30 protein-coding genes are annotated in these 26802 nt (G+C 69.9%); 22 read left to right on the top strand and 8 right to left on the bottom strand.

Annotated features, from left to right (window positions below; translation table 11 throughout):
• From sufB to WC969_07770, 10 genes are all read left to right on the top strand, one after another.
• Nucleotides 1-1416 carry a Fe-S cluster assembly protein SufB gene (gene sufB / locus WC969_07815; protein MFA6029743.1) on the top strand — a complete coding sequence of 472 codons (1416 nt, stop codon included), beginning with the start codon at nucleotides 1-3 and terminating at the stop codon, nucleotides 1414-1416.
• A 7-nt stretch (nucleotides 1417-1423) separates the two neighbouring features.
• Complete coding sequence (gene sufD / locus WC969_07810) at nucleotides 1424-2563, top strand: Fe-S cluster assembly protein SufD (protein MFA6029742.1); 1140 nt, start codon at nucleotides 1424-1426, stop codon at nucleotides 2561-2563.
• Nucleotides 2560-3804, top strand: a complete 1245-nt coding sequence (locus WC969_07805) for a cysteine desulfurase (GenBank protein ID MFA6029741.1) — start codon at nucleotides 2560-2562, stop codon at nucleotides 3802-3804. The genes sufD and WC969_07805 overlap by 4 nt, the downstream gene beginning before the upstream one ends.
• A 6-nt stretch (nucleotides 3805-3810) precedes the next feature.
• Nucleotides 3811-4263 carry an SUF system NifU family Fe-S cluster assembly protein gene (locus tag WC969_07800; protein MFA6029740.1) on the top strand — a complete coding sequence of 151 codons (453 nt, stop codon included), beginning with the start codon at nucleotides 3811-3813 and terminating at the stop codon, nucleotides 4261-4263.
• Nucleotides 4260-4631 carry a metal-sulfur cluster assembly factor gene (locus tag WC969_07795; GenBank protein MFA6029739.1) on the top strand — a complete coding sequence of 124 codons (372 nt, stop codon included), beginning with the start codon at nucleotides 4260-4262 and terminating at the stop codon, nucleotides 4629-4631. Before WC969_07800 ends, WC969_07795 begins: the two co-directional genes overlap by 4 nt.
• A gap of 8 nt (nucleotides 4632-4639) precedes the next feature.
• Nucleotides 4640-5134 (top strand): Rrf2 family transcriptional regulator, encoded by a 495-nt coding sequence (locus WC969_07790; GenBank protein MFA6029738.1) that lies wholly within the window; start codon nucleotides 4640-4642, stop codon nucleotides 5132-5134.
• A complete protein-coding gene (locus tag WC969_07785) occupies nucleotides 5131-5949 on the top strand; it encodes a PHP domain-containing protein (GenBank protein ID MFA6029737.1) in 819 nt (272 codons plus the stop codon). Before WC969_07790 ends, WC969_07785 begins: the two co-directional genes overlap by 4 nt.
• Complete coding sequence (locus WC969_07780; GenBank protein ID MFA6029736.1) at nucleotides 5946-6683, top strand: glycerophosphodiester phosphodiesterase family protein; 738 nt, start codon at nucleotides 5946-5948, stop codon at nucleotides 6681-6683. Before WC969_07785 ends, WC969_07780 begins: the two co-directional genes overlap by 4 nt.
• The gene (gene nadA, locus WC969_07775) at nucleotides 6680-7699 is read left to right on the top strand and encodes a quinolinate synthase NadA (protein MFA6029735.1); all 1020 of its coding nucleotides are present in this window, start codon (nucleotides 6680-6682) and stop codon (nucleotides 7697-7699) included. Before WC969_07780 ends, nadA begins: the two co-directional genes overlap by 4 nt.
• Nucleotides 7700-7813: 114 nt before the next feature.
• A complete protein-coding gene (locus tag WC969_07770; GenBank protein ID MFA6029734.1) occupies nucleotides 7814-9901 on the top strand; it encodes a hypothetical protein in 2088 nt (695 codons plus the stop codon).
• Nucleotides 9902-9983: 82 nt separating this feature from the next.
• Here WC969_07770 and WC969_07765 read toward each other — a convergent pair whose 3' ends face one another.
• The 8 genes from WC969_07765 to WC969_07730 form a co-directional block, all read right to left on the bottom strand.
• The gene (locus tag WC969_07765) at nucleotides 9984-10604 is read right to left on the bottom strand and encodes a flavodoxin family protein (protein MFA6029733.1); all 621 of its coding nucleotides are present in this window, start codon (nucleotides 10602-10604) and stop codon (nucleotides 9984-9986) included.
• Between the two features lie 10 nt (nucleotides 10605-10614).
• Nucleotides 10615-11028 (bottom strand): hypothetical protein, encoded by a 414-nt coding sequence (locus WC969_07760; protein MFA6029732.1) that lies wholly within the window; start codon nucleotides 11026-11028, stop codon nucleotides 10615-10617.
• Nucleotides 11029-11064: 36 nt separating this feature from the next.
• A complete protein-coding gene (locus WC969_07755; GenBank protein ID MFA6029731.1) occupies nucleotides 11065-12399 on the bottom strand; it encodes a hypothetical protein in 1335 nt (444 codons plus the stop codon).
• A gap of 80 nt (nucleotides 12400-12479) precedes the next feature.
• Nucleotides 12480-13370, bottom strand: a complete 891-nt coding sequence (locus WC969_07750; protein MFA6029730.1) for a bifunctional 5,10-methylenetetrahydrofolate dehydrogenase/5,10-methenyltetrahydrofolate cyclohydrolase — start codon at nucleotides 13368-13370, stop codon at nucleotides 12480-12482.
• Nucleotides 13367-13675: a hypothetical protein gene (locus tag WC969_07745; GenBank protein MFA6029729.1), complete on the bottom strand. Its 309-nt coding sequence runs from the start codon at nucleotides 13673-13675 to the stop codon at nucleotides 13367-13369. Before WC969_07745 ends, WC969_07750 begins: the two co-directional genes overlap by 4 nt.
• 222 nt (nucleotides 13676-13897) lie before the next feature.
• The gene (locus tag WC969_07740) at nucleotides 13898-14119 is read right to left on the bottom strand and encodes a hypothetical protein (GenBank protein ID MFA6029728.1); all 222 of its coding nucleotides are present in this window, start codon (nucleotides 14117-14119) and stop codon (nucleotides 13898-13900) included.
• Nucleotides 14120-14454: 335 nt separating this feature from the next.
• Nucleotides 14455-14721, bottom strand: coding sequence for a helix-turn-helix domain-containing protein (locus WC969_07735; protein MFA6029727.1), 267 nt, complete (start codon nucleotides 14719-14721; stop codon nucleotides 14455-14457).
• A 209-nt stretch (nucleotides 14722-14930) separates the two neighbouring features.
• The gene (locus WC969_07730) at nucleotides 14931-15608 is read right to left on the bottom strand and encodes a FecR domain-containing protein (GenBank protein MFA6029726.1); all 678 of its coding nucleotides are present in this window, start codon (nucleotides 15606-15608) and stop codon (nucleotides 14931-14933) included.
• A 136-nt stretch (nucleotides 15609-15744) separates the two neighbouring features.
• Here WC969_07730 and rpsF point away from each other — a divergent pair, with 136 nt between their 5' ends.
• From rpsF to ispD, 12 genes are all read left to right on the top strand, one after another.
• The gene (rpsF, locus tag WC969_07725; GenBank protein MFA6029725.1) at nucleotides 15745-16095 is read left to right on the top strand and encodes a 30S ribosomal protein S6; all 351 of its coding nucleotides are present in this window, start codon (nucleotides 15745-15747) and stop codon (nucleotides 16093-16095) included.
• Nucleotides 16095-16526 (top strand): single-stranded DNA-binding protein, encoded by a 432-nt coding sequence (locus WC969_07720; protein ID MFA6029724.1) that lies wholly within the window; start codon nucleotides 16095-16097, stop codon nucleotides 16524-16526. The genes rpsF and WC969_07720 overlap by 1 nt, the downstream gene beginning before the upstream one ends.
• Nucleotides 16527-16871 (top strand): 30S ribosomal protein S18, encoded by a 345-nt coding sequence (gene rpsR / locus WC969_07715; protein MFA6029723.1) that lies wholly within the window; start codon nucleotides 16527-16529, stop codon nucleotides 16869-16871. It abuts the gene before it with no gap.
• A gap of 31 nt (nucleotides 16872-16902) precedes the next feature.
• Nucleotides 16903-17349, top strand: a complete 447-nt coding sequence (gene rplI, locus WC969_07710; protein MFA6029722.1) for a 50S ribosomal protein L9 — start codon at nucleotides 16903-16905, stop codon at nucleotides 17347-17349.
• Between the two features lie 56 nt (nucleotides 17350-17405).
• Complete coding sequence (dnaB, locus tag WC969_07705; GenBank protein ID MFA6029721.1) at nucleotides 17406-18812, top strand: replicative DNA helicase; 1407 nt, start codon at nucleotides 17406-17408, stop codon at nucleotides 18810-18812.
• Complete coding sequence (alr, locus tag WC969_07700) at nucleotides 18809-19984, top strand: alanine racemase (GenBank protein ID MFA6029720.1); 1176 nt, start codon at nucleotides 18809-18811, stop codon at nucleotides 19982-19984. Before dnaB ends, alr begins: the two co-directional genes overlap by 4 nt.
• Complete coding sequence (locus tag WC969_07695) at nucleotides 19981-20772, top strand: ABC transporter permease (GenBank protein ID MFA6029719.1); 792 nt, start codon at nucleotides 19981-19983, stop codon at nucleotides 20770-20772. Before alr ends, WC969_07695 begins: the two co-directional genes overlap by 4 nt.
• Nucleotides 20769-21551, top strand: coding sequence for an ABC transporter ATP-binding protein (locus tag WC969_07690; protein ID MFA6029718.1), 783 nt, complete (start codon nucleotides 20769-20771; stop codon nucleotides 21549-21551). Before WC969_07695 ends, WC969_07690 begins: the two co-directional genes overlap by 4 nt.
• 66 nt (nucleotides 21552-21617) lie before the next feature.
• Nucleotides 21618-22943, top strand: a complete 1326-nt coding sequence (locus WC969_07685; GenBank protein MFA6029717.1) for an MlaD family protein — start codon at nucleotides 21618-21620, stop codon at nucleotides 22941-22943.
• 24 nt (nucleotides 22944-22967) lie between these two features.
• The gene (gene radA, locus WC969_07680; protein MFA6029716.1) at nucleotides 22968-24365 is read left to right on the top strand and encodes a DNA repair protein RadA; all 1398 of its coding nucleotides are present in this window, start codon (nucleotides 22968-22970) and stop codon (nucleotides 24363-24365) included.
• Between the two features lie 4 nt (nucleotides 24366-24369).
• Nucleotides 24370-25350 carry a PIN domain-containing protein gene (locus WC969_07675; protein ID MFA6029715.1) on the top strand — a complete coding sequence of 327 codons (981 nt, stop codon included), beginning with the start codon at nucleotides 24370-24372 and terminating at the stop codon, nucleotides 25348-25350.
• Nucleotides 25347-26594, top strand: a complete 1248-nt coding sequence (gene ispD / locus WC969_07670) for a 2-C-methyl-D-erythritol 4-phosphate cytidylyltransferase (GenBank protein MFA6029714.1) — start codon at nucleotides 25347-25349, stop codon at nucleotides 26592-26594. The genes WC969_07675 and ispD overlap by 4 nt, the downstream gene beginning before the upstream one ends.
• The last annotated feature ends 208 nt before the right edge of the window (nucleotides 26595-26802 follow it).

Raw genomic sequence — 26802 nt, 5'->3', positions numbered from 1 at the left:
ATGTCGGCCAAGGACATCTCGGACCTCAAGGACGACTATCAGTCCAAGTACGGGTTCAAGGACCCGGAGGCCCTCGTCTTCAAGGCCCGCAAGGGCCTGAACCGGGAGGTCGTCGAGGACATCTCGGCGCGCAAGAAGGAGCCGGCGTGGATGCTCGAGTTCCGCCTGCGCGCCCTCGAGACCTTCCTCAAGAAGCCCATGCCGCGCTGGGGAAACTGCGGCCTCCTCGACTCGATCCAGTTCGAGGAGATCTTCTACTACCTCAAGCCCTCCGAGGGCTCGGCGAAGAACTGGGAGGACGTCCCCGAGTACATCAAGAACACCTTCGAGAAGCTCGGCATCCCCGAGGCCGAGCGGAAGTTCCTCGCCGGCGTCACCGCGCAGTACGAGTCGGAGGCCGTCTACCACCAGGTCCACTCCGAGCTCACCAAGCAGGGCGTCATCTTCATGGACATGGACACGGGCCTGCGCGAGCACCCGGAGCTCGTGCGCAAGTACTTCGCGACCGTCGTCCCGCCCCAGGACAACAAGTTTTCCGCGCTCAACTCGGCGGTCTGGTCGGGCGGCTCCTTCATCTACATCCCCAAGGGGGCGAAGGTGACCATGCCCCTGCAGGCCTACTTCCGCATCAACGCCGAGCGCTCCGGTCAGTTCGAGCGCACCCTCATCATCGCCGACGAGGGCTCGAGCGTCCACTACATCGAGGGGTGTACCGCCCCCACCTACGCGGCCGACGCGCTGCACGCGGCCGTCGTCGAGGTCATCGCGCTCAAGGGCGCCCACATCCGCTACACGACCATCCAGAACTGGTCGAACAACGTCTACAACCTCGTCACCAAGCGCGCGCAGGCGCACGAGGACGCCTTCGTCGAGTGGGTCGACGGGAACATCGGCTCGAAGCTCACGATGAAGTTCCCGGCGGTCCACCTCGTCGGCCCCCGCGCCCGCGCCGACATCCTCTCCGTCGCGTTCGCCGGCAAGGGCCAGCACCAGGACACCGGCGGCAAGCTCGTCTTCGCCGCGCCCGACACCTCGGGGACCATCCTCTCGAAGTCCATCAGCAAGGACGGCGGGCGGGCCTCCTACCGCGGCCTCGTGAAGGTGATGCCCAAGGCCGTCGGCGCGAAGGTCAACGTGCGCTGCGACGCCCTGCTCCTCGACGAGCGCTCCCGCTCGGACACCTACCCCACGATGGAGATCGGCAACGAGCGCTGCACGGTCGGCCACGAGGCCTCGGTCTCCAAGATCGGCGAGGAGCAGCTCTTCTACCTGATGAGCCGCGGCCTCAAGGAGAACGACGCCGTGGCGATGGTCGTCAACGGCTTCTTCGAGGCCTTCTCCAAGGAGCTGCCGCTCGAGTACGCCGTCGAGCTCAACCGCCTCATCCAGCTCGAGATGGAGGGCTCCGTCGGCTGAGATCCCCATGGAAACGAACCTCGACGCCTCCCGCAAGGACGCCCGGGCCCTCTTCGCCGCGGCCGCCGCGCCGCCGAAGAGCTCCGAGACCTGGCGCCGCACCGACTACGCGCTCTGGACGCTCGACGCGGCGAAGCCCGCCGCGCCTTTCTCTCCGTTCTCCGCGGAGGCGGCGGCGCGCGCGGCGAAGGCCGGCGCGGAGCTGCTCTCTCTCGAGGAGGCCGCGGCCCGCCATCCGGACCTCGTCCTGCCCCTGCTCGCGCCCTGCGCCGACGCCGACTACCGCCGCCTCGAGCTCGCCAACCTCGCCGCCTGGCGCGGCGGCGCGTTCCTGCGCGTGCCCAAGGGCGTGCGTCTTTCGGAGCCGGTGCTCCTGGGCTTCCGCCACGAGGGGGAGGGCCCGCACTACCCGCGCGTCCTCGTCGTGCTCGAGGACGGCGCCTCGGCGGACGTCGTCGAGGAGCATACGGGGGATGCGCGCGTCTGCGCCGCCTTCTCGCGCGCCGTCGTCGGGAGCGGCGCGCGCCTGCGCTGCTTCTACACCCAGGACCTGGGCCGCGCCGCCGTGCACTTCTGGCACGGGCGCGTCGAGCTCGCCGCCGACGCCCGCCTCGAGCACTACGACCTGCTCCTCGGAGGGCTCCAGCACAAGAGCGCGCTCGACGTCGAGCTCCTCGGCCGCGGGGCCCACAGCGACATCCGCGCGGTGATGCTCGGGCGCGGGACGCAGCGCTTCGACGCCGAGACGCGCCAGCTCCATCGCGCGTCGCGCACGACGAGCGACCTCCTCTACCGCACGGCCCTGCGCGAGAGGGCCCGCTCCAACTACGTCGGCCTCATCCGCATCGAGCGCGAGGCCCTCGGCTGCGAGGCCTACCAGTCCAACCGCAACCTCATGCTCTCCGAGGCCGCCCGCGCCGACACGACGCCGATCCTCGAGATCCTCACCGACGACGTGCGCTGCAAGCACGGCGCGACCGCCGGCCCGCTCGACGCCGACCAGCTCTACTACCTGCAGACCCGGGGACTCAGCGCCGAGGAGGCCGCGCGGACGCTCGTCCTCGGCTTCTTCGAGCCCATCCTCGGCAGCCTGCCCGACGCCGCGCTCGCCGAGCGCCTGCGCGCGCGGGTGGAGGAAGGCCTGTGAGCGACCCTCTCGACGTCCAAGGCATCCGCAAGGACTTCCCCATCCTTCAGCGCGTCGTGCGCGGCAAGCCGCTCGTCTACCTCGACAACGCCGCGACGACCCAGCGCCCGCGCCAGGTCGTGGAGATGTTCACCCACTTCTACGGCCTCCACAACGCCAACGTCCACCGCGGCGTGCACACCCTCTCCGGGGAGGCCACCATCCTCTCCGACAACGCGCGGGCCAAGATCGCGCGCTTCATCGGCGCGCGCGACCCGCGCACCCTCGTCTTCACCCGCAACACGACGGAGTCCATCAACCTCGTGGCGCGCTCCTGGGGCGACAAGGCGCTGAAGCCCGGCGATGAGCTCCTGCTCACCGAGATCGAGCACCACTCGAACCTCGTGCCCTGGCAGATGCTCGCCGCCCGCACCGGCGCGAAGCTCGTCTTCGTCCCGCCGGAGGCCGACGGGACGCTCACCGCGGCGACGGCCGAGCGCTTCTTCACGCCGAAGACCCGGCTCTTCGCCTTCACGGCGCTCTCCAACGCGCTGGGCACGGTCTCCCCGCTCGCGGAGCTCGTCGCCCTCGCCCGCGCGAAGGGCGTCGTGTCCCTGGTCGACGGCGCCCAGTGGGTGCCGCACCGGCCCACCGACGTCTCCGCGCTCGGCTGCGACTTCCTCGCCTTCTCCGCGCACAAGATGTTCGGCCCGACCGGCATCGGCGCGCTCTACGGCCGCCGCGAGCTCCTCGAGGAGATGGACCCCTTCCTCGGCGGCGGCGACATGATCTCCGAGGTCTGGCTCGACCGCGCGACCTGGAACGAGCTGCCCTACAAGTTCGAGGCCGGCACGCCGAACATCGCGGGCGCCATCGCCTTCGGCGTCGCCGTCGAGTATCTGCACGCCCTCGGCTTCGAGGCCCTCGAGGCGCACGAGCGCGCGCTGACCGAGCGCACGCTCGAGATCCTGCGCGAGGCGGGGGACGTGACGGTCTACGGCCCGCCGGACGCCGCGAAGCGCGGCGGGGCCGTCTCCTTCAACGTCGCCGACGTCCATCCGCACGACGTGGGCCAGATCTTCGACTCCGAGGGCGTCGCCGTGCGCGTCGGGCACCACTGCTGCCAGCCGCTCATGCGGCGGCTCAAGGTCCCGGGCACGGTCCGCGCCAGCTTCTACGCCTACAACACCCTCGAGGAGCTCGACGCCTTCGCGCGGGCCCTGCGCAAGGTGAAGGGATTCTTCAAAGTAGGGACGAGGTAAGCTCCCATGGCCGAAGGCGATTCCGAGCTCCAGGACCTCTACCGCGAGGTGCTCATCGACTATTTCCGCACGGGGACCCACAAGGGCTGCGTGCACAACCCGCAGCTGCGCTCGCACGGGGTCAACCCGCTCTGCGGCGACGACATCGAGCTGACCGCCTCCGTGAAGGACGGCCGGCTCGCGCAGGTGCGCTTCAGCGGCCACGGCTGCGTCATCAGCCAGGCTTCCTCCGCCATGATGGCCGAGGCCCTCGAGGGCAAGACGCTCGAGGAGGCGCGCGGGCTCATCGGCTCCTTCAAGGCCTTCATGCTCGAGAACGCCTCCCCCGAGTCCCTGCCCGAGCCGCTCGAGGAGGTCCGGGCGCTCGACGGCGTGCGCCGCTTCCCGGTCCGCATCAAGTGCTCGCTCCTGGCCTGGAACACGCTCCTGCAGGCCTTGGAAAAGAAGGAGGGCGCATGAGCGACGCTCCCGAGACTCCGAAGCCGGCTCCGGCGACCCCGGCCGCCGAAGTGACCTTCAAGGCCGTCGGCGCGGCCATCGTCCCCGTGCAGGACCCCGAGATCCGCATCGGCATCGCGGACCTGGGGCTCATCTACGGGGCCGAGCTCGCGAAGGACCCGCAGGGGGGAGGGACGCGGGTGCGCGTGCGCATGAGCCTGACCTCGCCCGCCTGCCCCTACGGGCCGATGCTGCTGGCCTCCGTGCACGCCGCGATCGCGAAGATCCCGGGCGTCACGGACGTGGACGTCGACCTGGCCTTCGACCCGATGTGGGACCCGCGGACGATGGCGAGCGACGAGGCGAAGGACCAGCTGGGCATCTTCTAGAGGCCAAAATGAGGATCACCTCGTCCGTCGAATACGCGACCCGCGTCATGGTGCGGCTCTCCATGCTCAAGGAGAACGAGACGATGAACGCCGACCGCCTCTCGGTCATCGAGAACGTCCCGCGCGACTACATCGACCAGCTCATGCTGCGCCTGCGCCGCGCCGGCCTCGTCCAGAGCCGCCGGGGCGCCCAGGGCGGCTACGCGCTGGCGAAGCCCTCCGGGAAGATCTCGCTGGGGATGATCGTGCGCGCGGTCGAGGAGAGCGTCTTCGACTACGTCTGCGACCGCTACGCGCGCGGCCAGCGCATCTGCAAGCGGACCGGCGACTGCGGCATCCGCCCCGTCTGGCGCAAGCTCGCCGCCATCGTCGAGGCCTTCCTCGACCGCGTCACCATCGAGCAGATCAGCCGCGACGAGCCCTGCATGGACGCCCGCGTCGAGATGCTCTTCGCCTCGTCTCCCGCCTTCTCGAAGGCCGCGCGGAAAACCACGAAGTCGTGAGACGCGTCGACCTCCACACCCACTCGAACGCCTCCGACGGGGGCTGCTCGCCCGCCGAGGTCGTCCGTTTCGCCCACGGCCGCAAGGCCGAGCTCTTCGCCCTCACCGACCACGACTCCGTCGGCGGGGTCCTCGAGGCCGCGGCCGAGGCCGCCCGGCTCGGCCTGCGCTTCCTTCCGGCCGTCGAGGTCAACACCCGCGACGCCGACAACCTCCACATCCTCGGCTACGGCATCGACCCCGCCTCCCCGGCGCTTGCCGCCCGCCTGGAGGCCTTCCGGGGGTCGCGGCTGCTGCGCATCGGGCGCATCGTGGAGAAGCTCCGCGCGCTCGGGCTGGCCCTCGAGGTCTCCGACGTGCTCGCCGAGGCGAAGGAACCCGGCCGCGCGGTGGGCCGTCCGCACGTCGCCGACGCCCTGCGCCGCAAGAAGATCGTGAGCGGCCGCAAGGAGGCCTTCCACCGCTTCCTCGCGCCGGAGAAGCCCGCCTATGTCGAGCCCATGGGGCCCACCGTCCGGGAGGCCATCGAGACGATCCGCGCCGCCGGCGGCTGGGCGTCCCTCGCCCACCCCTACATGGCGGAGCTCGAGGACGTCGAGCGCTACATCGGCTGGGGACTCGAGGGAATCGAGGTATACTATCCCTCGCACACGCGGGCGGTGACGGAGCGCCTGCTCGACTGGGCCTGGCGCTTCGGGCTCACGCCGACCGGCGGCTCGGACTTCCACGGGCCGAAGAGCGAGCGCTGCGAGATCGCCACGGTGAGCATGCCGCAGGACGTCTACGACAAGCTGATGGAGAGGATCGGAAAGTGAGAGTCATCGCGCATCGGGGCGCCAGCGCCTATTTCCCAGAGAACACGCTGCGGGCCTTCCGCGCCGCCCTCGACCTGGGCGCCGCGGCCGTCGAGTTCGACGTCCAGCAGACGAAGGACGGCGAGCTGGTCGTCCTCCATGACCCCGAGCTCGCGCGCCTGAGCGGGGCGCCCGGCGCCGTGGGCCGCCTGAGCGCCGCCGAGCTCCTGCGCCGCGACGTGGGACGCTGGCTCTCCCCGCGTTTCGCCGGGACCCGGGTCCCGCTCCTCAAGGAGGTCCTCGACCTTCTCCTGCGCGCCCGCGTCGAGGTCCACCTCGAGGTCAAGCACGGCCCGACCCCCTACGAGGGCATCGAGCGCCGCGTCCAGGCCGAGCTCGCCCGACGGCCCACCGCCCGGCATCTCACCGTCGTCTCGAGCTTCCACCATCCCTCGCTCAAGGCCCTGCGCGCCCTCGACCCCGAGCTCCGGCTCGGCTGGCTGGCCGGCCGCCAGACCCCGGAGGAGGCCGCCGCCGGCGCCGCGGACATCGGCTGCGAGAGCCTCCACATCAGCCGCCAGCAGGCCGACGCGCGCTGGGTGCGCTGCGCGCGCGCCCAGGGGCTCAAGCTCCTCGTCTACACGGTCGACGATCCCGCCGAAGCCGGGCGCCTGAAGGCGCTCGGGGTCGAGGGCGTCTTCTCGAACCAGCCCGACCTCCTTCGCCCGCCCGACAAGGTGGGGGGGAGCGCGTGAGCGTCGCCGGCCGCGCGCTCGACGCCGAGGTCGACCGTCTCGCGGAGAAGCTCGGGGAGCTCGGCTACTCCGAGACGGAGCTCGAGCGCCTCGCCGAGAAGACCCTGCGCGTGGCCGCGCTCAAGAAGGAGAAGGACGCCGTCGTCCCCGCCCACGTCTACCAGCGGCCCGAGGTCCTCGCGGGCGTCGCCGACATGACGGGCGACTCCTACCGCCTCGCCAAGCTCTGCCGCGGCGTGCCCCAGAAGCGCATCGTCTTCTGCGGAGTGCGCTTCATGGCCGAGACCGCGAAGATCCTCAGCCCGGAGAAAGAGGTGCTCCTCCCGGCTCCCGACGCGGGCTGCTCGCTCGCCGACGCGATCACGGCGGCCGACGTCCGGAAGCTCAAGGCCGCGCACCCCGGCGCCCCGGTCGTCTGCTACATCAACACGACCGCCGAGGTGAAGGCCGAGTGCGACTGCGTCGTCACGAGCGCCAACGCGCCGAAGATCCTCGCGCGGCTCTACAAGGAGCACAAAAAGATCGTCTTCGTGCCCGACGAATGGATGGGCCTGAACCTCGCCCGCCAGCTCGGCAAGAAGCCGGGCCAGGAGCTCGTCGTCTGGAAGGGCAAGTGCATCGTGCACGAGAACTTCGACGACGCCTCCGTGAAGCTCTACCGGAAGACCTACCCCGGCGTGCGGATCCTGGCCCACACCGAGTGCGGCCCGGCGCTCGTGAAGCGCGTGGACTTCGCCGGCGGCACCGGCGACATGATGAAGTACCTCCGGGAGAACGACGCGCCCTTCTACATGCTCATGACGGAGTGCGGGCTCGGCGACCTCGCCCGCACCGAGTTCCCCGAGAAGCGCTTCATCCCCATGTGCCGGCTCTGCCCCTACATGAAGATGACCGACCTCGACCGCATCATCGCCGTCCTCGAGAAGCCCTCCGCGCGCCAGCGCATAGAGGTGAACCCCGCGATCGCCGCGAAGGCCAAGAAGGCGCTGGAGAGGATGTTCAAATTAGCTGAGTAGCCGCACCGTTACGGAATCCCTCTTTCCCTAAACCTCTCCGGATGGGCCCATCATCGGACTTTTTGGGTCCCGGCGCTCCAGGCCTGCGGGGCGCTTCCCGGCTATCCTGAGGACATGGGACACGGAGCTCCGAAGCGGGACGCAGCGAGAGGGGGACTCCTCCTCCTTGCCGCCGCTCTTTCCCAGGGGCTCCCCGTCCGAGCGCAGGTCTCCGCGGCCGCATCGGCCGCCGCGTCGCCCGGCATCTCCGTCGTCGCTCCCGTGCCGGCCGGTCTCGATCTCGGGGTCGGCTCCGTCCAGGTCCTCTCCGCCGCCGCCCCTTCGCTCGGGACCGGGCTCCCGACGCTCAAGGACTCGCCGAAGGTCCAGCTCGCCGCACCGGCGGCCCTGCCGCAGTCGGTCATCCCCGGCGCGGACAGCGCCGCGCCCGCGGCGAAGGCTTCTTTTCATGCCGCTCACTCCGCGTCCACGCAGCGGCGTTCGGAGAGCGCCGGGCGGGCATTCGAGGTCGAGGACTCTCAAACCCTCGGACTCCCGGAAGACGAACTCCAGGGCATCGCCGAGGAGGTCGGAGCGCAGGGACTGGGCACGGGGCTCGGCTCCTCATGGGGCGTCGCGTCCGGGCGCGGGGACGCGCTCGACCGATTCTTCGACCGGACGAAGGCGAGAACCGAGGCCCTCGGGAGCGTCCGCGCCCCGGGAGATGCCGCCGCGCTCCTCAAGCGCCTGGAGACGCTCGAGGCGGGGCCTTCCGTCTCCTCCCGGGTCGAGGCGCTGAGTCCCGAAGAGGCGTCCCGGCTCCTGGACAAGCTCTACGCCGAGGAGCCCCTCTTCCGCGAGGAGCTCCGCTTCACCGACTTGCGCGACTACCCGGCGTACCGCACCTCGAAGAGGGGGGTCGTCGGCACGGTCTACGAGGTGGAGAAGGCGGTCCTCTGCGTGTACGCGGACCGCACGGGCAGGGACCCCTTCGGCGGGACGAGCACGCTCGAGATCTCCCGCGAGCTGGCGCGGAACAACCCTTCCTTCCGGGCCTGGCTGCTGGGCCGCAGGGTCCCGGCGGGCTGGGAGAGCGACCTGGAGCGGACGGCCGCGAAGCTCCTCGCGCGCTGGGCGCGGGAGGTCGCGCGCCGCGAGACTCCGGTCCCCGCGGGCGGCCTGGCCGTGGCGGGAGAGGACGACCGCGCCGGCAGCGAAGAGCGCACCCGGGAGTCCGATGCGCGGCTCGGCGCGATGAGCAGCGTCGAGATCTCCGCCCTCGTGGACCGCCTCTACGCGGGGGACGCGACTTTCCGCCGGCGCCTGCAGTACACCGTTCTCAAGGACTATCCGCGCTACCGCGCGTCGATGGGCGCGCGGATGCTCGCCGACGTCGAGCGGGCGGTGCTGGAGCTGCACCAGCGCGAGACCGGCAAGGACCTCTTCCTTCCTCAGGAGGGGGCCGCGCAGGAGCGCCCGCTGCTCGACCCGGCCTACGAGCGGACCTATACCCTGGCCCGCATCGGGAAGAGCCGGTACTCGAGCTCGCGCGACGGGAAGAGCTGGCTCTGGCTCGACGGGGACGCCGGGGCGCCCAAGCGTCTTCCGCGTTGGGGTACGGACGATGCCGCCTTCCTGGAGAGGATGCGCGCCATCCGCCGCAACGGGAAGCCGGAGACTCCTTCGGAGGAGCAGCCCGTCCCGCCCTCGGGGCAGCGGCCCGCCGTCCTGCGCGAGCAGAGCCCGGGCCACAACACCCGTCATGGGATGCACGTCTACCGCGGCGGCGCGCTGCACGGCTACCGCAACGAGGACGCCGAGCGCTTCATCGCGGTCGGGGCCTACGGCTATCACGTGACGCTCGCCAGCCGCCTGCAGGGCATCCTGACGAAGGGCTGGCTCCTCGGCCAGACGCCCACGAGCTCGGAGAGCGCCCAGATCCCGGGCCTGCATCTGGCGACCCATCTGGGCGTCACCTACGGCATCCCGGGCCGGACCGTCGTCCTGCGCATCGCGATGCGGCCCGGCGAGTTCGAGGCCCCGCACGCGACCGCCTACTACGGGCATGTCATCAAGAAGCACGGGGTCTCGGACAGGGCGGTCTCCGCGCAGGTCCAGTTCAGCCCCGACGGGGGCGTGAGTTGGTACCCGCTCGAGTGGGAGTTCGTGGACCTCTACGAGCTCGGGATGCTCCCCATAGAGAGAATGGTGCCCATCCGATGACCCGGTGCAACGGATCCTTCCTTAACTCCCTTCCCCGCGGGGAAGGGGAGGGGCGGAAGCCCCAGGCGCGAAACGGCGCGCGCTATTCCCTTAAGAGGGACGGCTCCGGACGCGGGGTCGTCTTCGCGTGGCGGGCCATGGCTTCCCCGAGCCAGGCGATGTGCCGGCCCAGGTCGTCCATGTTGCGGGCGGCTTCCTCGTCCTTGTCGGCGTCGCCCTTGTCGAGGCCGAAGCCGAGGTTCCAGTAGGTGGAGCCGGGGATGACGGCGCCGGACATCAGGAACATGTGGTTGATGGTGTCGAAGGCGTGCGTGCCGCCGCCGCGGCGCACGGCCACCACGGCCGCTCCGATCTTGCCGCGCCAGAACCCGCCGTTGGCCAGGCCCACGAGGCCGGCGCGGTCGAGCAGGGCCTTGGCCTCCGCCGTCACGTCGGTGAAGTAGGTGGGGGAGCCGATGAGGATGGCGTCGGCCTCCGTCATCTTCGCGATGATGCCGTTGACGGAGTCCTTGGTCTGGCTGCAGCGGCCGTCCTTCTTCTCGAAGCACTTGTAGCAGGCCGCGCAGCCGCGCACGGCCTGGCCGCCGAGCTGGACGAACTCGGTCTTCCAGCCCGCGGCCGCGAGCGGCGCGAGGGCCTTCTTGAGGAGGAGCTCGGTGTTGCCTCCTTTGCGGGGACTGCCGTTGATCGCGAGGGCTTTCATGTATGCGCTCCTACTCGGGACGCTCGATCTCGATTGCCACCATCCGTATGCCCGCAGAAGAGCAAGCGGCTTCCATGAGCGCGTGGTAGGCGAGCGGGGCCGAGGCCTTGCGCAGGGGGCGCGTGAAGTAGACGACGCCGGCGACGTTCTCGCGCTTGAGGCGGCCGATGACCTGGGGCAGGAGCTTCCCGATCTCCTCCCATTCGAGGAGGTGGTCGTAGTAGGGGATCTTGTCGTCGGGCGCGAGGAGCCCGAACTTGCCGGAGAGGAGGCGGAACTCGATGCCCAGCGACTGGGCCGCGAGCTCGACCTGCCGGATGCGGGAGCTGTCGTAGCGTTCGCGGGCGGCCATGCGGCGGGAGCCGCGCAGCTTGTTCTTGGAGCAGTAGGTGACGAAGATGGGGCCGACGGGTTTCTTGGGCATGGGCGGATTATACAACAGACCCGCGGGAGCGGCCGGCTACTTGCGGAGTTCGGCGAGGCCCTCGCGGACCTCGGGGAAGGGGACGGCGGAGAGGTCGTCGAAGGGCAGCGAGTCGAGGAGGACCGCTTTCGACGGCGGCTTCATGAGATCATAAGGGAGGGCGTTCGAGACCGCGTCGAGCGGGGAGCCGGTCTTGAAGAGGGACGGGTCGCGGAGCATCGGGTAGGCCGGCCGGCCCGTGATGAAGGCGTTGACGTCGTTGCAGTCCCCGAGCGGGCCGTAGCCGCCGAGAGGGAGGCCCAGCGCGCGCGCCTTCGCCTTGAGCTCGCGGCGGGTCCAGGCGGCGCGCTCGAGGAGGACGAGGGCCTCCTCTCCGGAGCGGGCGTCGACGGTGCGCCCGCCGACCCAGCGCATGTCGGTCGTGTCCTGCGCGCGGAAGGCCGCCTCTCCGTCGATGCCGAAGAAGAAGGAGAGGTCGGCGTTCACCGGCCCCCGCAGGGCGACGTCCAGCTCGCTGTGCGCGACCGGTACGGCCAGGCGGCGGCCGCTCGGCAGCGTCAGGCCGGTGTCGATGTAGACCGGGGTGCGAACCTCATGGCGCACGCCGTCGTCCTCGTAGCGCAGGTCCCCGAAGTTCGCGAAGTAGCGCCGGTCGGAGACCTCGAGGGAGACTCCCTGGCCGCGCAGGGCCTCGAGGAGCCCGCGCACGGAGTCGATGCGCCGTCCGGCGAAGACGAGCGTGAAGGCGGGGTCGGCGGGGTCGTTGTCGGCGAGGCGGTTGAACGCGCCGGAGAGCGCGAGGTTGTCTCCGTACGCGGAGAGGGAGCCGGAGATCGATTCGTCGCCGTAGAGCAGGCCGTGCCCCAGGGGCTTGAGGAAGGCGCCGGGAGCGGGGGCCTTCGGCTCGCCGCTGAAGGCGAGCTCCGCTTCCGCGGGGAGCGCGGGCGCCGGCGCGGGCTTCACGTTCGCCGCGTAGAGCTTCGCCGCGGCCAGGAGCTCTTTGGGCGTCAGGAGGGGGAGCCGGTCGAGCGCGGCCTTGTCGGCCTTGCGGATCGCTTCGGCCAGCGCGGCGCGGCGCTCGGGCGTGGCCCAGGCGCGGCCGAGGTCTCCGCCCTGTCCGGCGAGGATCGCGATGAGGTCCTCGACGGCTCCCGGCTCCCGCGAGAGCGTCTTCGCCAGCTCGCCCAGGCTCATGTCCGGGACGGGCGGCCGTTCGGGGACGCGCACGGCGGAGGGCAGGAGGGGGGCGGCGCCGTCGAAGAGCGCGGCGCCGCGCCGCCAGAGGTCCTCATGGCTCTGCGCGCACGAGAACACCGCGACGGCGAGAAGGGCCGCCGCGGCGCCGATGCGCGCGGGGATGCGCGTGGACATGCCTTGGAGTATGGCATGGATGGGCGCCCGGCAGAAGCGTCCTTGGACCTATGGCGGGAATGGACTGAGAGGCCTACGTCCTACGCTTCTTCGAAGGCTTTCGCGCGGCGCTCGGCGGAGCGCACGACGTTCTCGAGGAGGCAGGTGACGGTGAGGGGGCCGACCCCTCCGGGCACCGGGGTGATGAAGGCGGCGTTCTCGGAGGCGGCCGCGAAGTCCACGTCGCCGCTGACGTCCTTGCCGGAGCCGTGGGTCCCGGCGTCGATGACGATCGCGCCGGGCTTGATCCAGCCGCCCTGGACGAAGGCGCGCTTGCCCACGGCCGCGACCACGATGTCGGCGCGGCGCACGTGCGCGGCGACGTCGCGGGTGCGGGAGTGGCAGAGCGTCACGGTCGCGTCGGCGCAGGAGAGCAGGTGGGCGGCGGGACGGCCGACGATGGCGGAGCGGCCCAGGACGACCGCGTCGAGACCCGCGGGCTTCTCGACCGCGGAGAGGACGAGCTGGAGCACGGACTCGGCCGTGCAGGGGGCCAGGGCGCCCGAGGCGCGCAGTTCGGCGAGCGTCTTCGCGGTGTAGAAGCGGCCGAGGTTCGCCGGGGTGATGCCCTCGACGTCCTTGTCGGGGGCGATGGACTCGACGACGCGCTGGAGGTCGAGCCCCTTGGGCAGGGGCTGCTCGAGGAGGATGCCGTCCACCTCGGGGTCCGCGCCGAGGTGGCGCAGGATGGCGAGCAGCTGTCCCTCGTGGACGTTCTCGGGGATGGCCTCCACCCCGGCCTCGATGCCGGAGTCCTTGCAGGCCTGCAGCTTGCTGCGCAGGTAGACCTGCGAGGCCTCGTCGCCGCCGACCACGACCACGGCGAGACGGGGGGCGGTGCCGCGTTCCTCGGTCACCGCCGCCGCGCGCGCGCGCAGACCGACGCGCAGGCGCTCGGAGACGTCCTTTCCCATCAAGAGTTTCGCGCTCATCGGGACATCTCCTTTTCGAGCCGGCGCAGGATGCGGCGGCAGGTCTCGAGCGCCCCCGCGCCACGGGGCAGGCGTGCGGCGAGCCCCAGGGGACCGGGCCGGCGCGAGCCGCCGCGGCGGCAGAGGCGCAGGGCCTCGCGCTCGAGGTCGGCGGTCCGGGCTCCCAGGGCCGGCGCGGCCGCGCGCAGGAGGTCGCGCAGGAGCTCTCGGGAGGCGGCGCTCTTCGCGAGCTCGGCGCGGCTCTGAAGGGTCAGCGCGCAGAGCGCGTCCACGAGCGGCGCAGTCCGTTCGGTCGGGGCGGGCATCCGGCGGAGTCTATCAAAAAGGGAGATTCATCCGCTCAGAGTTCCTCATTGTCTCCCCCCCACGGGGGGAGCTGCAGGGGGGAGAATGCTTCGGGATCTGAAGTGACGGAAGTCCTCCCCCCACCTGTCCTCCCCCCGAAGGGGGGGAGCAATGAGGAAAAAAGACGCTCATAAAAAAGACCCGGCTCTTTCGAGCCGGGCCCTCTTTTTGCGGAGACGCTCTTACGCGTTCACCATCTTCGCGCGGGAGACGTTGCCCTTCTTGTCGAGGTAGTACAGGTAGCCGGACGCCTTCTTCAGGCCGACCTTCTGCACCTTCTCGGGCTTTCCGCCCTTCTTTCCGCCGCGGGCCATCTTCGCGCGGGAGATGTCGCCCTGCTTGTCGATGTAATAAAGGTAGCCGGACTTCCGTTCCACGCCGCACTTGTGAACCATTTCAGCCATGGTAGAGAACTCCTCCTGTAGTCTCGCCGCTGCGTCGCAGCGAGCTGAGAGCATGCTATCACATCGCCTTTTTGGATGCAAGTGTTTTCTCGTCGGGCCCCCGTCGGCCGTCGGAGCGGCGTTTCCTCCGTCGTCCGTACGCGCGTTCTGAGGAACCGTTATTCCTCAACTCCCCTTCCCTGCGGGAAGGGGAAGGGGTAGGGGGAACTGTCTTAAGTGTTCTCCTGTCGTTATGAAAAAAGAGAAGGCCCGCTTTCGCGGGCCTTCTTCGAGCTCTCCCTTCCCCTGCCCCTTCCCGAAGGAAGGGGAGTTAAGGAAGGGGTTGGCCTACAGCATTATTTTGCGGACTGCTTGAATAGGGATATCTGCGGCTCCTCGGGACGGGTGATGAGGCGCTCGCGCAGCCACTGGTCGATGAGGCCTTTGGAGAAGCGGTACTGCCGCCCGATGCGCGAGGCCGGGATCTTCTTGAGGCGGATGAGGTTGTAGATCTTGGAACGGCCGAGCCCGAGATACTGTGCGAGCATCTTGATGTCCATGACCTCGGGGGGAGGTCCTGCGAACGGCTTGCGCGGGAGCTTGCGGCGCTTCTTAGGGGCCATTGGCTCTCTTTCAGTAGCGGGGTTTACCGGATACCGGTGCTATCGTACATCGGTTATCATCTTTTTGTCAAGCGTCTGAAATCCGGCGCCTGCGTTCATCCATCCCCCGACGGGGGAACCGTCTGCGCCGGATTTTCAGGGAGTTGCGCAGTGGAGGCGTTCGGTTTGAAGGAGTTCCCGCTTTGACGAGACGGCCCGGGAATCCCCGTTCAGGGATTCCCGGAATCCCACCAGGCGTCCGCGGAGGGGACGGCGCGCGCGCGCAGTTCCGTCGTGCCGTCGACGCCGCGCAGCTCGAGGCGGCCGTCGGCCAGCGCGGCGGCCTCGACCGCGCCGGAGGCGAGCCGCGCGCTCGCGGCGCCGGCCTGGAGCTCCGCACGGCCCTGCAGCTGCGTCCCGACCTCCCAGTAGACGCGTCCCGACGAGAGGCGGAGCGTCGTCGCGGGGGCGCCGGGGCGGGGAAGGCGGGCGAAGGAGAGCTCGCAGGAGGGGGCCGCGACGAGACGGCTGCCGTCCTCGAAGCGGAGCTCCACGCGGCCGTCCGGGCCCGTGAACAGCCCGTCCCCTTCCCGGAGGAGGGCCGTTTCCCTAGGGGGCAGCCGTTGGCCGCCGCGCAGGAGCCAGGCCGAGCCCCGCGAGGCCGTGACCAGCGTCAGCGTGTCGGCCGGCGTGGCCCGGACCGCGGAGACGCGCAGGGCGTCGCGCCAGGCGCGCAGGGATGCGAGGCGGGCGGCGGCGGCGGGGTCCTTGGCGTCGGACGACTGCGCGGCGGCCAGGCGCACCTCGGCCTCGCGCGCGGCCGCGGCGAAGCGCGGGTCCGGTCCGCCGGCTCCGGACGCGAGCGCGTGCGCGAGCAGGAGCGGGAGGACCAGGATGGACCGTTTCATGCTATAATCTCCTCAAGGTACAGGCTGGCGCGGGAAATCCGAGCATAGCACGCGGCGCCGGAAGGGTCAAGGACGCCGCCGAGGGGAGTATTCTGTTGTCGAGCCCCTCGACCATTTGCTAGAATAGGCGGGTTATATGCAAACCTATGAGACCGTCGTCGTCGTGCAGCCCCGACTTTCCGACGAAGCCGTGGCCGAGTTCATCGACAAGACCAAGAAGTCCATCCAGAAGGGCGGCGGAGAGATCCTCAGCGAGGACCGCTGGGGCCGCCGCAAGCTCGCGTACGTCATCAAGCACGAGCGCGAGGGCTTCTACTTCTACCTGAAGTTCTCGGCGTCCGGCGCGCTCGTCCAGAAGATGAGCCAGCAGTTCCGGATCACCGACGACATCCTCCGCTCGATGACCGTCCTCGCGCCGGAGCGCAAGCCCGCTCCCGTGCGGACCGGCCCGAAGGCGCCTCCCGTTCCCCCGGCGGCGGCGAAGTAATGGCCTCCGCGGGAGTCCGGTTCCCCGAAGTCAACGTCATCGTCGTCTCCGGGCGCATCGTCCGCGACGGCGAGTCGGCCTTCACCCCCAGCGGCGTCGCCAAGAACACGATGCGCATCGCCGTCAACCGCCGCGTGAAGGACTCCAAGACCGGCGAGTGGAAGGACGACACCTTCTTCATCGACGTCATCGCCTGGCGCGATCTGGCCGAGCGCGCGAAGGACCGCGCCAAGAAGGGGGTCCCGATCGTCGTCGAGGGGCGCCTCTCCGGGCGCGAGTACGAGAAGGACGGCCAGAAGCGCAGCGCTTTCGAGATCGTCGCGAACCGTATCCAGTTCCTGTCGCTCACCGGAGCCGAGGGCCCCGCGCCCAAGGCCGCCGGAGGCGCCCCGGCGGCCGACGCCGGAGACCTAGAGGAGGTCCCGTTCTAGATGCTAGAGAATCCCATTCCGACGCCGGCGCATACCCCGGCCGCTCCGGCGGTCGAGAGTTCGCCCGCCGCGGCCCATCCGGCCGCGCGCTCCCAGGGCGCCCCGAGCAAAGGCGGTGGCCGAGGCGGCCGCTTCGCTCCTCGGCGCAAGGTCTGCCGGTTCTGCGCCGACCAGATCCCTTTCGTGGATTACAAGCAGGTCCCCGTCCTGAAGAACTTCACGACGGAGCGCGGCAAGATCCTTTCCAGCCGCATCACCGGGACTTGCGCCAAGCATCAGCGGCAGCTCACGCAGGCCATCAAGCGCGCTCGTTTTCTCGCGCTGTTGCCCTTCGTGGCCGTCTGAGCGTTCCGCCGCACATCGGGAGTCGATCGCCATGAAGGTCATCCTTCGAAAAGACGTCGAGCATCTCGGGCAGGCCGGGCAGGTCAAGGACGTCCGCCTCGGTTACGCCCGCAACTACCTCTTCGCGCGCGGACTCGCCCAGGAGGCCACGCCGGCCATCATCGCCTGGTACGAGAAGGGCAAGGAGCGTCTGAAGACCCGGCAGAGCAAGACCGAGACCGAGGCGCAGTCCGTCTCGCAGAAGCTCGCGGGCGTCACGCTCTCCTTCTCTCGTCCGGTCGGCGAGGGCGGGAAGCTCTTCGGCTCCGTCGGCAAGTCCGACATCGTCAAGAGCCTGAAGGCCTCCGGCTTCACCGTCGCCAAGGAAGCCGTCCGGCTGGAGTCCACGCTGAAGGAAGCCGGCGAGTTCGAAGTCGAGATCCGGCTGACGCCGAAGTCCTCGGCGAAGGTCAAGGTCTCCGTCGTTCCGCGATCTTAACAGCCCGCGCCCGTTAGGGCCGGGATAGGCGCCCCCACGGGGGCGCCTTTGCTTCCATGCCGACCGACACCCTTCAGCTCCCTCCGCAGGCGCTCGACGCCGAGATGGCCGTCCTCGGCTCCATGCTCATCGAGAAGGACGCCGTCGAGAAGGGCATGGAGATCCTCCGGCCCGGCGACTTCTACAAGGACTCCCACAAGAAGATCTTCGAGGTCGTCGCGGCCCTGCACGAGCGCGGGCAGGTCGTGGACCTCATCACCGTCTCCGAGGAGCTGCGCGCCCAGAAGATGCTCCAGGAAGCCGGCGGGGTCAACTTCCTCAACGAGCTGACCCACAAGGTCTCCTCGGCCGCGCACGTCGAGCACTACGCCCACCTCGTGCGCGACAAGTCGCTGCTGCGCTCGCTCATCCGCTCGAGCACCGAGCTCATCGCCCGCGCCTACTCGGAGGAGAAGGAGACTTCCGAGCTCCTCGACGAGGCCGAGCGCCAGATCTACCAGATCGCCCAGCAGCAGGCGAGCGTCGGCTTCACCGACCCCAAGGCCCTCGTGCACGAGGTCATCGAGCAGATCGAGCGCCTCGCGCAGCGCAAGGAGGAGGTCACCGGCGTCCCCACCGGGCTGACGAAGCTCGACCAGATGACCTCGGGCCTCCAGAAGGGCGACCTCATCCTCATCGCGGCCCGCCCGAGCCAGGGAAAGACCGCGCTCGCGCTGAACATCGCCGCCAACGTCGTGCTGAACGCGAAGAAGGCCCGGCCCGTGGCCTTCTTCTCGCTCGAGATGTCCAAGCACGCGATCATGACGCGCCTCATCGCGTCCGAGGCCCGCGTGGACGTCTTCAAGGTCCGCGGCGGCTTCTTCCCGCGCGACCGCTGGACGGACCTCACCAACGCGGCCGCCCGGCTTTCCGAAGCCCCGCTCTACATCGACGACTCCAACGCCTCCACCGTGCTCCAGGTGCGCACCCGGGCGCGGCGCCTCGCCAGCGAGCTCCACTCGAAGGGCAAGGAACTCGGGATGGTCATGATCGACTATCTCCAGCTCATGCACGGCTCCTCGCGCCGCACCGAGAACCGCCAGCAGGAGGTCTCGGAGATCTCCCGCGGCCTCAAGCAGCTCGCGCGCGACCTCAACGTGCCGGTCGTGGCGCTCTCCCAGCTCTCGCGCCGCACCGAGGAGAAGGGCCGCGTGGACGCGCGCCCCCAGCTCTCGGACCTGCGCGAATCCGGCGCCCTGGAGCAGGACGCCGACGTCGTCGGGATGATCTACCGCGAGGGCTACTACAAGCGCGACGACCCCACCCTCGAGCACAAGGCCGAGCTCATCATCGCGAAGCAGAGGAACGGTCCGGTCGGCAAGGTCCCGCTCGTCTTCCGCAGCGAGCTGGCGCGCTTCGAGAACTTCGTCGAGGACGCCGCCGGGGCGGAAGAGCCCGCAGAGGAGCAGGCGACCTTCGAGTGAGCGCTCTCGGGGCGGCGCGGCCCGGACGCACTCCCAGAGTCGTCTTCCCGCGGCGCTTCCACCGGCCCACCTGGGCCGAGATCGACCTCCGCGCGCTGCGTTCCAACCTCCTGCAGCTGCGCCGGCGCATCGGCCCCGGCGTCTCCATCCTCTTCGTCGTCAAGGGCGACGGCTACGGCCATGGCGCGACCCGGGTCTCGCGCGCCGCCGTCGAGTCCGGCGTCGTCGACCGCCTCGGGGTCTCCTCCGTCGAGGAGGGGCTCTCCCTGCGCGATGCGGGGCTCCGCCGCCCGATCCTCGTCCTCGGCTCGCTCTACCCCTTCCCCAGCACGCTCGCCGCCGTGCGCAGCGGGCTCACCGTCACCGTCGCCTCGCTCGACGGCGCGCGCCTCGTCGCCGAGGCCGCCCGCAAGGCGCACGCCCCGGCCCGCCGCTTCCGTCCCCTGCGCTGCCACCTCAAGCTCGACACCGGCATGGGCCGCATCGGCGTGAGCTGGCCCTCCGGGCTCTCCGTCGCCGAGCTCCTGGCGGCGACGCCCGCGGTCGAGCTGGAGGGGGTCTATACCCACCTCGCCAGCGCCGAGAAGGACCGCGAGTACACGCGCCTGCAGCTCGAGCGCTTCCGCGCCGCCCTGCGCGACCTCTCCCACGCCGGCCTGCGTCCCGCGCTCGCGCACGCGGCGAACTCCGCGGGCGCGCTGCTCTACCCGTCGAGCCGTTTCGACCTGGTGAGGCCCGGGATCTCCGCCTACGGGCTCTGGCCGGGCTACGTCCCCGTCCTCTCCTTGAAGACGAGGGTCGTCTTTTTGAAGAATGTGGCGGCCGGGACCCGCATCTCATACGGCGGGACGTTCCGGGCGCGCCGCCCCTCGCGCATCGCCACGCTGCCCATCGGCTACGCCGACGGGCTGCCGAGGCTGCTCTCGAACGCGGGGGAGGTCCTCCTGCGGGGCCGGCGCTGCCCGATCGTGGGCACGGTGACGATGGATATGATCATGGTGGACGCGACGGACGCTCCCGAGGCCCGGGTCGGCGACGAGGCCGTGCTCATCGGCCGCCAGGGCGCCCTCTCCATCGGGGCCGCCGAGGTCGCCGAACGGTCGCGGACCATCTCCTACGAGGTCGTGACCGGGCTCCAGGCCCGCGTCCCGCGGGTGTACATCGACCGATGAGGGAACGCCTCCTGTCGGCCGCCGGAGAGACCCTCATCGGCTGGGCCGAGTCCTCGGGGCGCGCCTCCCTGCTCGTGCGCTCGAGCGTGCTCTGGGTGCTGCGCTCGCGCATCGAGTGGCGCCAGGCCCTCGTGCAGATGATGCGCATCGGCGTCGAGTCCTTCGGCGTCACGGTGATGACGAGCCTGTTCACCGGCATGGTGCTGGCCCTGCAGACCGGCGCCTCCTTCAAGTCCCTCTTCAACGAGCCCCTCTTCACCGGGACCATCGTGAGCTTCGCGCTGGTCAAGGAGCTCGGCCCCGTGATGACGGCCCTCGTCGTCGCCGGCCGCGCCGGCGCCGCCATCGCCGCGGAGCTCGGCACGATGAAGGTGACCGAGCAGGTGGACGCGCTCTACACCCTGGGGACCGACCCCGTGCGCTACCTCGTCATCCCGCGCGTGATCGCCTTCCTCGTCGTGCTCCCCATCCTGACGATCTTCGCCGACTACTCGGGCGTCATCGGCGGCTGCATCGTCGCCAACATCAAGCTCGGCATCCCGACGAGCGTCTACTGGCACGACGTCTTCGACCATCTCGGGAACCAGCAGTTCTTCCACGGGCTCGCCAAGACCTACGTCTTCGCGATCTGCATCTCCTACATCAGCTGCTACAAGGGGCTCAACACGAGCGGCGGCGCCGAAGGCGTGGGCAAGGCCACGACCTCCGCGGTCGTCTACAGCATGAGCGCCGTGCTCGTCGTCGACTACTTCGTCACCGCGATCCTCGTCGCCGTGGGGATCACGTGATCCAGGCCACCGGGGTCGTCAAGAACTTCGGCTCCCGGCACATCCTGCGCGGGGTGGACCTCGACGTCCACGACGGCGAGACCCTCGTCATCATCGGGGGCTCGGGCTGCGGCAAGAGCACCTTCCTCAAGTGCGTCATCGGCCTCGTGCGCCCCGACGAGGGGATCATCGAGGTCGACGGGATGGACATCACGAAGCTGCGCGACGAGGTGGAAGTCGCCGCCTACCGCCGCAAGTTCGGCTACGCCTTCCAGGAAGGCGCCCTCTTCGACTCGCTGACCGTCTGGGAGAACGTCACCTTCGGACTGCGCTACCTCACGGACATCCCCGAATCCCGCTACCGCTCGATCGCGCGGGAGAAGCTCGCGCTCGTCGGCCTCAAGGACATCGAGGACATGAAGCCGGCCCAGCTCTCCGGGGGCATGAAGAAGCGCGTCTCGCTCGCCCGCGCCATCGCCGCAGGTCCCAAGTACCTCCTCTACGACGAGCCGACCACGGGCCTCGACCCCATCATGTCGGACATCATCAGCGACCTCATCCTCGACGTCAAGCGCAAGCTCGGGGTGACCTCCATCGCGGTGACCCACGACATGAAGTCGGCCTACAAGATCGGCGACCGCATCGCGATGCTCTATGAGGGGCGCGTGCTCGAGGCGGCGCACCCCGAGATCATCAAGATCACCCACAACGCGCACGTGCGGCAGTTCGTGGAGGGGCGCAGCGACGGCCCCATCCGCATGAAGCTCCGGGAGTATGACGAGGATAATAATGCGGTCTGAGTTCCTCGGATGCCGGAAAGCATTGAAAATTCAATATAATCCGGGCATGCTCACTGCGGGGACCCATTGACCAATGAGGTGAAGGTCGGCGCCTTCGTGCTGACGGGGCTCATCCTGCTCTCCGTCGGCATCTTCCTGCTCGGGGACTTCACCTTCGAGAAGCGCTACGCCCTCGACATCACCTTCTCCGACGTCACCGGCCTCGCCGAGGACTCCACGGTCAAGCTCTCGGGCGTCGAGGTCGGCAAGGTCCGCCGCATCCGCTTCGAGGACGGCAAGGTCCACGTCGACGTCCGCATCCGCAAGGGCGTGCCCGTCTATCGCGACGCGGCCTTCTCGGTCGGCTCGACCGGCCTCATCGGCTCGAAGTTCCTCCAGATCGACCAGGGCCATGCCGCCACGGGACTGCTCCAGGACGGCGACCTCCTGGCCGGCGTGGACTCGGTCTCCATGGAGAAGGCGCTGAGCAAGACCCTGGGGAGCCTCCAGGACCTCCTCGGGGGCCTCAACGGCGAGGCCAAGCCCGGCACGCTCGCGGCCAACCTCAACGCCTCGGTCGAGCACGTGCGCAGCCTCACCGCCAACCTCGACGAGATGTTCGCCGACATCAAGCCCCAGCTGACTTCGGCGATGACCCGCATGGACGGCGTCACGGAGAAGCTCGACAGCATCCTGGCCAAGACCGACCGCATGATGGCCAACCTGGATTCGGGCAAAGGCGCGGTCGGCGCCCTGCTCTCCGACGAGAAGATGAAGGACGACGTCAAGGAGACGGTCACCAGCCTCAAGGACACGATGGGGACCGTCAAGGACATGGTCGGGCGCATGAACCAGTTCCGCATCTACTGGAACTACGACTGGCGCTACGACCACGCGATCCGCGGCTCGCACGGCGACATCGGCATGAAGATCTCCCCGCGCGAGGGCCGCTACTACTACGTCGGCGGCTCCAACCTCGGCAACGAGTCCGACGCCGCCCGCGGCGTGGACTACGCGCGCAAGAACCGCGTCGACGCCCTGCTCGGCTTCGAATGGGGAGGCGTCGACCTCGGCCTCGGCGTGCTGCGTTCCGGCGGCGGAGGCCGGCTCACCTACACGCCCTTCAAGTCGGACCCCTTCTGGGGCCGCTTCAGCGTCATGGGGCAGGCCTACGATTTCGGGCGAAACCGCGTCATCGAAGGGCGGCGCTTCGACAAGCCCTCCTACGACCTCGGCGCGATGGCCCGGCTGCACCGCCTCGTCGGCGTGGGCGCGCGCGTCGAGGACGTCGCCGTCGTCCCGCGCTATCAGAGCTGGGTGAACGTCAATTTCGAGGACAAGGACATCGCCTACCTCTTCGGGATGGTCTCTTTCGGAGCCGCCGGCACCAAGGGCCGCTCCAAGAGCAACTAGACCCGCCCCGCTCCCCGCTTTCGCATGAAACTCAAGGCCGTCTTCCGCTGCCAGCAGTGCGCCCACGAGGCCCCCAAGTGGGCCGGACAGTGTCCCGGCTGCGGCGCCTGGAACACCCTCGCCGAGGAGGTCGTGGCCTTCGGGAAGGACGCGGCCGCGGCGACGCGCGCGGCGCGCGCCCTCACTCCCGCCTCCTCCGGCGTCGTGCGCCTCTCCGAGGCGAAGGGCAGGACCCTCGAGCGCGTCCCCACCGGGGTGGGCGAGCTCGACCGCCTGCTCGGCGGCGGCGTGGTCGCCGGCCAGGTCCTCCTCCTCGCCGGAGCGCCCGGCATCGGCAAGTCCACCCTCATGCTCCAGGCCGCGGCGGGGCTCGCCGCACGGCGGAAGGTCCTCTATGTGAGCGGGGAGGAGTCCCTCTCCCAGGTGGGCGACCGCGCCCGCCGGCTCGGGCTCGACGGCGCCGACGTCACGCTCGCCTCCGAGACCGACCTGGACGCCATCCTCAAGACCATCGAGGAGACCGCTCCCGCCGCCATCGTCCTCGACTCCATCCAGACGGTGTTCCGCCAGGACCTCACCGGCAGCCCCGGCTCGGTCGGGCAGGTGCGCGAGTGCGCCGCCGAGCTCCTGCGCGTCGCCAAAGGCCGCGACGCGGTCCTCTTCCTCCTCGGGCACGTGACGAAGGACGGCACGACGGCCGGGCCCAAGACTCTCGAGCACCTCGTGGACACCGTGCTCCAGTTCGACTCCGAGGACCGGGAGCTGCTCCGCGTGCTGCGCGCGGAGAAGAACCGCTTCGGTCCCACCTCGGAGGTGGGGCTCTTCGAGATGACGGAGAAGGGCCTGCGCGACGTCGTGGACGCCTCGAAGCTCTTCCTCGAGGACTACGGCGGTACGCCGACGGTCGGGCGCGCCGTCTCCGTGACCCTCGAGGGCTCGCGGCCCATCCTCGTCGAAGTCCAGGCCCTGGTCACGCCGACGCGCTACCCGCTGGCGCGCCGCATGGCCACCGGCCTCGACCTCAACCGCCTCTTCACCCTCGTCGCCGCCGTCGAGAAGCACCTGCGCGTGCGCCTCGACAGCCACGACGTCTTCGTGAACATCGCAGGAGGGCTGCGCGTGAAGGACCCCGCGCTCGACCTCGCCGTCTGCCTCGCCGTCGTCTCATCGGCCCGCGACCGCGCGCTGACCTCCGAGAGCGTCTTCATCGGGGAGGTCGGGCTGCTCGGCGGGGTCGGCCGCGTCGGACTGCTGGCCCAGCGCCTGAAGGAGGCCGAACGCGTCGGCTTCCGTTCGGCGCTGGTCGACGCCCGTTCGCTCAAGGAACTTCCGAAATCCGGGACGCGCCTCGGTCTCGAGGTGCACGGCGCCGCCGACCTCGCGTCGGCGCTCGCCGCAGCGCTCCCGGGAGGAGAGGATTGAAATCATGATGACCTGGGTATTCCGCGTCGCGCTCGTGCTGGGCTTCCCGCTCGTCGTATTCTTCCAGATCACGCATTCCCGCGTCGGCGTCCTCATCGGCGTCGGCGTCGGCGTCACGCTCGTGCTCATCGAGATGCTCATCGAGAGCATCAGCCTCGTCGCGATGATCGCCGGCCTGCTCGGAGCCGTCTCGGGCCTGGTGGTCTCCAAGCTCGCCGACTACCTCGTGCTCACGACGCTCGAGCGCATCGCCCCCGTATGGTCGCAGTACGACCTGCTGCGCAACCTGGCCTTCGCGGTGCTCGGCGTGCTCGTCTTCGTGCGCAAGTTCCCCGAGCTCGACTCCCTCGACAAGGACATCCTGGCGAGCTCGAAGCGCCGGGGCCTGACGCTCAAGGTGCTCGACACCAGCGCCATCATCGACGGCCGCGTGGTGGACATCTGCGAGACCAAGTTCCTCTCGGGAACCGTCGTGGTCCCGCGCTTCATCCTGCAGGAGCTCCACCATCTCTCCGACTCGCCCGACGGCATGAAGCGCGCCCGCGGGCGGCGCGGGCTCGACATGCTCGCGCGCATGCAGGAGAACCCCGACATCCCGGTGCGCGTCATGGACCGCGACGTCCCCGAGGTCTCCGACGTGGACGGCAAGGTCGTGCGCCTGGCCAAGGACCTCGGCGCCCGGGTCGTCACCACCGACTTCAACCTCAACAAGATCGCCGCCGTCGAGGGCGTCGTCTGCCTCAACGTCAACGACCTCACCAACGCGCTCAAGCCCGTCGTCCTGCCCGGCGAGGGGATGTCGGTCTATGTGATGAAGGACGGCAAGGAGCGCGACCAGGGCGTCGGCTATCTCGACGACGGCACGATGGTGGTCGTCGAGGACGGCAAGCGCCACATCGGCAAGCGCGTGGACCTGACCGTCTCCTCGATCCTTCAGACCTCCGCCGGCCGCATGATCTTCGGCCGCTACAAGGGAGACAAGTGAGCGCGCGCCACCACGGGCCCATCCGCCGCCGTCCGGCGCGGGCCGCGCGCGCCAAAGGCCTGCGCCGCAGCGTCATCCCGTTCCCCGGGAAGGCCGCCGCGATCATCGTCGCCGGCGGCTCCGGCTCGCGCATGGGGCGGCCCAAGCAGTTCCTGCCCCTGGCCGGGCGGCCCTGCGTCGAATGGGCCCTCGAGGCCTTCCTCCAGGTCCCCGAGATCTCCGACATCGTCCTCGTCCTCGGCGAGGAGGACCTCCTCGCCCACGGCACGCGTCTGGCCTCGGAGCGGGTGAGCATCGTCCAGAGCGGGGAGACCCGCATGGGCTCGGTGCGCAACGGCTTCGAGGCCCTGCCCGAGCGGACCGGCCTGGTGGCCGTGCACGACGGGGCCCGCCCGCTCGTGAGCCCCGACGTCATCCGCCGGACCCTCGCCGCCGCGGCCCGCCACGGCGCGGCCGTGGCCGCGGTCAAGGTCAAGGACACGCTCAAGCAGGCCGACCCTTCCGGCGAACGCGTGACCTCGACGCCTCCCCGCGAGCGCTTCTGGCAGGCGCAGACGCCGCAGTGCTACCGCCGCACGGCCCTCGCGGAGGCGCTCGCGCGCCACGCGGCCGACAAGCTCGCCACCGACGAGTCCCAGCTCGTGGAGCGCTGCGGCTACAAGGTCCACCTCGTCTCCTCGAGCTACGAGAACCTGAAAGTCACCACCCCGGAGGACCTCACCATGGCGGAAGCCCTTCTCGAAGCCCGGCAGGGCCTGCGCCGCGAGCTCCGCACCGGACACGGCTACGACATCCACCGGCTCGTGCCCAAGCGGGCGCTCTGGCTGGCGGGCGTGCGCCTCAAGCACCCCAAAGGGCTGCTCGGCCACTCCGACGCCGACGTCGTGCTCCACGCGGCCTCCGACGCCGTGCTCGGCGCTCTCTGCGAGGGGGAGATCGGCATCGCCTTCCCGCCCACCGACCCGGCCTACAAGGACATCGCCAGCCGCCGCATCGTCGAGCATGTGCTCAAGAGGGCGGCGGCGAAGAACGCCGAGCTCCTCCACCTCGACGTGACGGTCATCGCCGAGGAGCCCAAGCTCAAGCCGCACTACGCGGAGCTCCGGGGTTCGCTGGCGGAGATCTTCCGGCTCGACGTCTCGCGCGTGAACGTCAAGGCCAAGAGCGCCGAAGGTCTTGATGCGGTGGGCCGCGGCGACGCCATCGTCTGCCACGCCATCGCCACCGTCGCCGTCCGCATTTAGGAGGGGGGGAAGCCGAGGAGTCCGGGCGGAACCACCCGGCCCTCTGGGACTTCGTCCCCCCCAAGCTGGGGGGCCCCCCTTACGGGTGTTCTCCGCCCGGACTCCTCGCCTTCCCCCCGCGCATCGACTTCATGACGGACAAGTGTGGCGCCGTCGGCTGCTATCCGAGTCGCCGCGGCCCTAAGAGATGCAGCGCCGGACGGAGCAT

It is taken from the genome of Elusimicrobiota bacterium, from assembly GCA_041660925.1.
Lineage (GTDB): Bacteria > Elusimicrobiota > Elusimicrobia > UBA1565 > UBA1565 > JBAZUV01.
Note: the sequence above shows the minus strand (reverse complement) of the source record. Positions and strands in the feature narration are given on the sequence as shown.

Bases quoted from the DNA above. Each gene is read 5' to 3' on its own strand.
- sufB (MFA6029743.1), top strand. From the start codon at position 1: ATGTCGGCCAAGGACATCTCGGACCTCAAGGACGACTATCAGTCCAAG.
- WC969_07730 (MFA6029726.1), bottom strand. From the start codon at position 15,608: ATGAAACGGTCCATCCTGGTCCTCCCGCTCCTGCTCGCGCACGCGCTC.
- WC969_07770 (MFA6029734.1), top strand. From the start codon at position 7,814: ATGGGACACGGAGCTCCGAAGCGGGACGCAGCGAGAGGGGGACTCCTC.
- WC969_07740 (MFA6029728.1), bottom strand. From the start codon at position 14,119: ATGGCTGAAATGGTTCACAAGTGCGGCGTGGAACGGAAGTCCGGCTAC.
- WC969_07760 (MFA6029732.1), bottom strand. From the start codon at position 11,028: ATGCCCAAGAAACCCGTCGGCCCCATCTTCGTCACCTACTGCTCCAAG.
- WC969_07755 (MFA6029731.1), bottom strand. From the start codon at position 12,399: ATGTCCACGCGCATCCCCGCGCGCATCGGCGCCGCGGCGGCCCTTCTC.
- WC969_07795 (MFA6029739.1), top strand. From the start codon at position 4,260: ATGAGCGACGCTCCCGAGACTCCGAAGCCGGCTCCGGCGACCCCGGCC.
- WC969_07735 (MFA6029727.1), bottom strand. From the start codon at position 14,721: ATGGCCCCTAAGAAGCGCCGCAAGCTCCCGCGCAAGCCGTTCGCAGGA.
- WC969_07720 (MFA6029724.1), top strand. From the start codon at position 16,095: ATGGCCTCCGCGGGAGTCCGGTTCCCCGAAGTCAACGTCATCGTCGTC.
- dnaB (MFA6029721.1), top strand. From the start codon at position 17,406: ATGCCGACCGACACCCTTCAGCTCCCTCCGCAGGCGCTCGACGCCGAG.
- WC969_07750 (MFA6029730.1), bottom strand. From the start codon at position 13,370: ATGAGCGCGAAACTCTTGATGGGAAAGGACGTCTCCGAGCGCCTGCGC.
- radA (MFA6029716.1), top strand. From the start codon at position 22,968: ATGAAACTCAAGGCCGTCTTCCGCTGCCAGCAGTGCGCCCACGAGGCC.
- WC969_07790 (MFA6029738.1), top strand. From the start codon at position 4,640: ATGAGGATCACCTCGTCCGTCGAATACGCGACCCGCGTCATGGTGCGG.
- WC969_07695 (MFA6029719.1), top strand. From the start codon at position 19,981: ATGAGGGAACGCCTCCTGTCGGCCGCCGGAGAGACCCTCATCGGCTGG.
- WC969_07800 (MFA6029740.1), top strand. From the start codon at position 3,811: ATGGCCGAAGGCGATTCCGAGCTCCAGGACCTCTACCGCGAGGTGCTC.
- rplI (MFA6029722.1), top strand. From the start codon at position 16,903: ATGAAGGTCATCCTTCGAAAAGACGTCGAGCATCTCGGGCAGGCCGGG.
- rpsR (MFA6029723.1), top strand. From the start codon at position 16,527: ATGCTAGAGAATCCCATTCCGACGCCGGCGCATACCCCGGCCGCTCCG.
- WC969_07675 (MFA6029715.1), top strand. From the start codon at position 24,370: ATGATGACCTGGGTATTCCGCGTCGCGCTCGTGCTGGGCTTCCCGCTC.
- rpsF (MFA6029725.1), top strand. From the start codon at position 15,745: ATGCAAACCTATGAGACCGTCGTCGTCGTGCAGCCCCGACTTTCCGAC.
- WC969_07765 (MFA6029733.1), bottom strand. From the start codon at position 10,604: ATGAAAGCCCTCGCGATCAACGGCAGTCCCCGCAAAGGAGGCAACACC.
- WC969_07745 (MFA6029729.1), bottom strand. From the start codon at position 13,675: ATGCCCGCCCCGACCGAACGGACTGCGCCGCTCGTGGACGCGCTCTGC.
- sufD (MFA6029742.1), top strand. From the start codon at position 1,424: ATGGAAACGAACCTCGACGCCTCCCGCAAGGACGCCCGGGCCCTCTTC.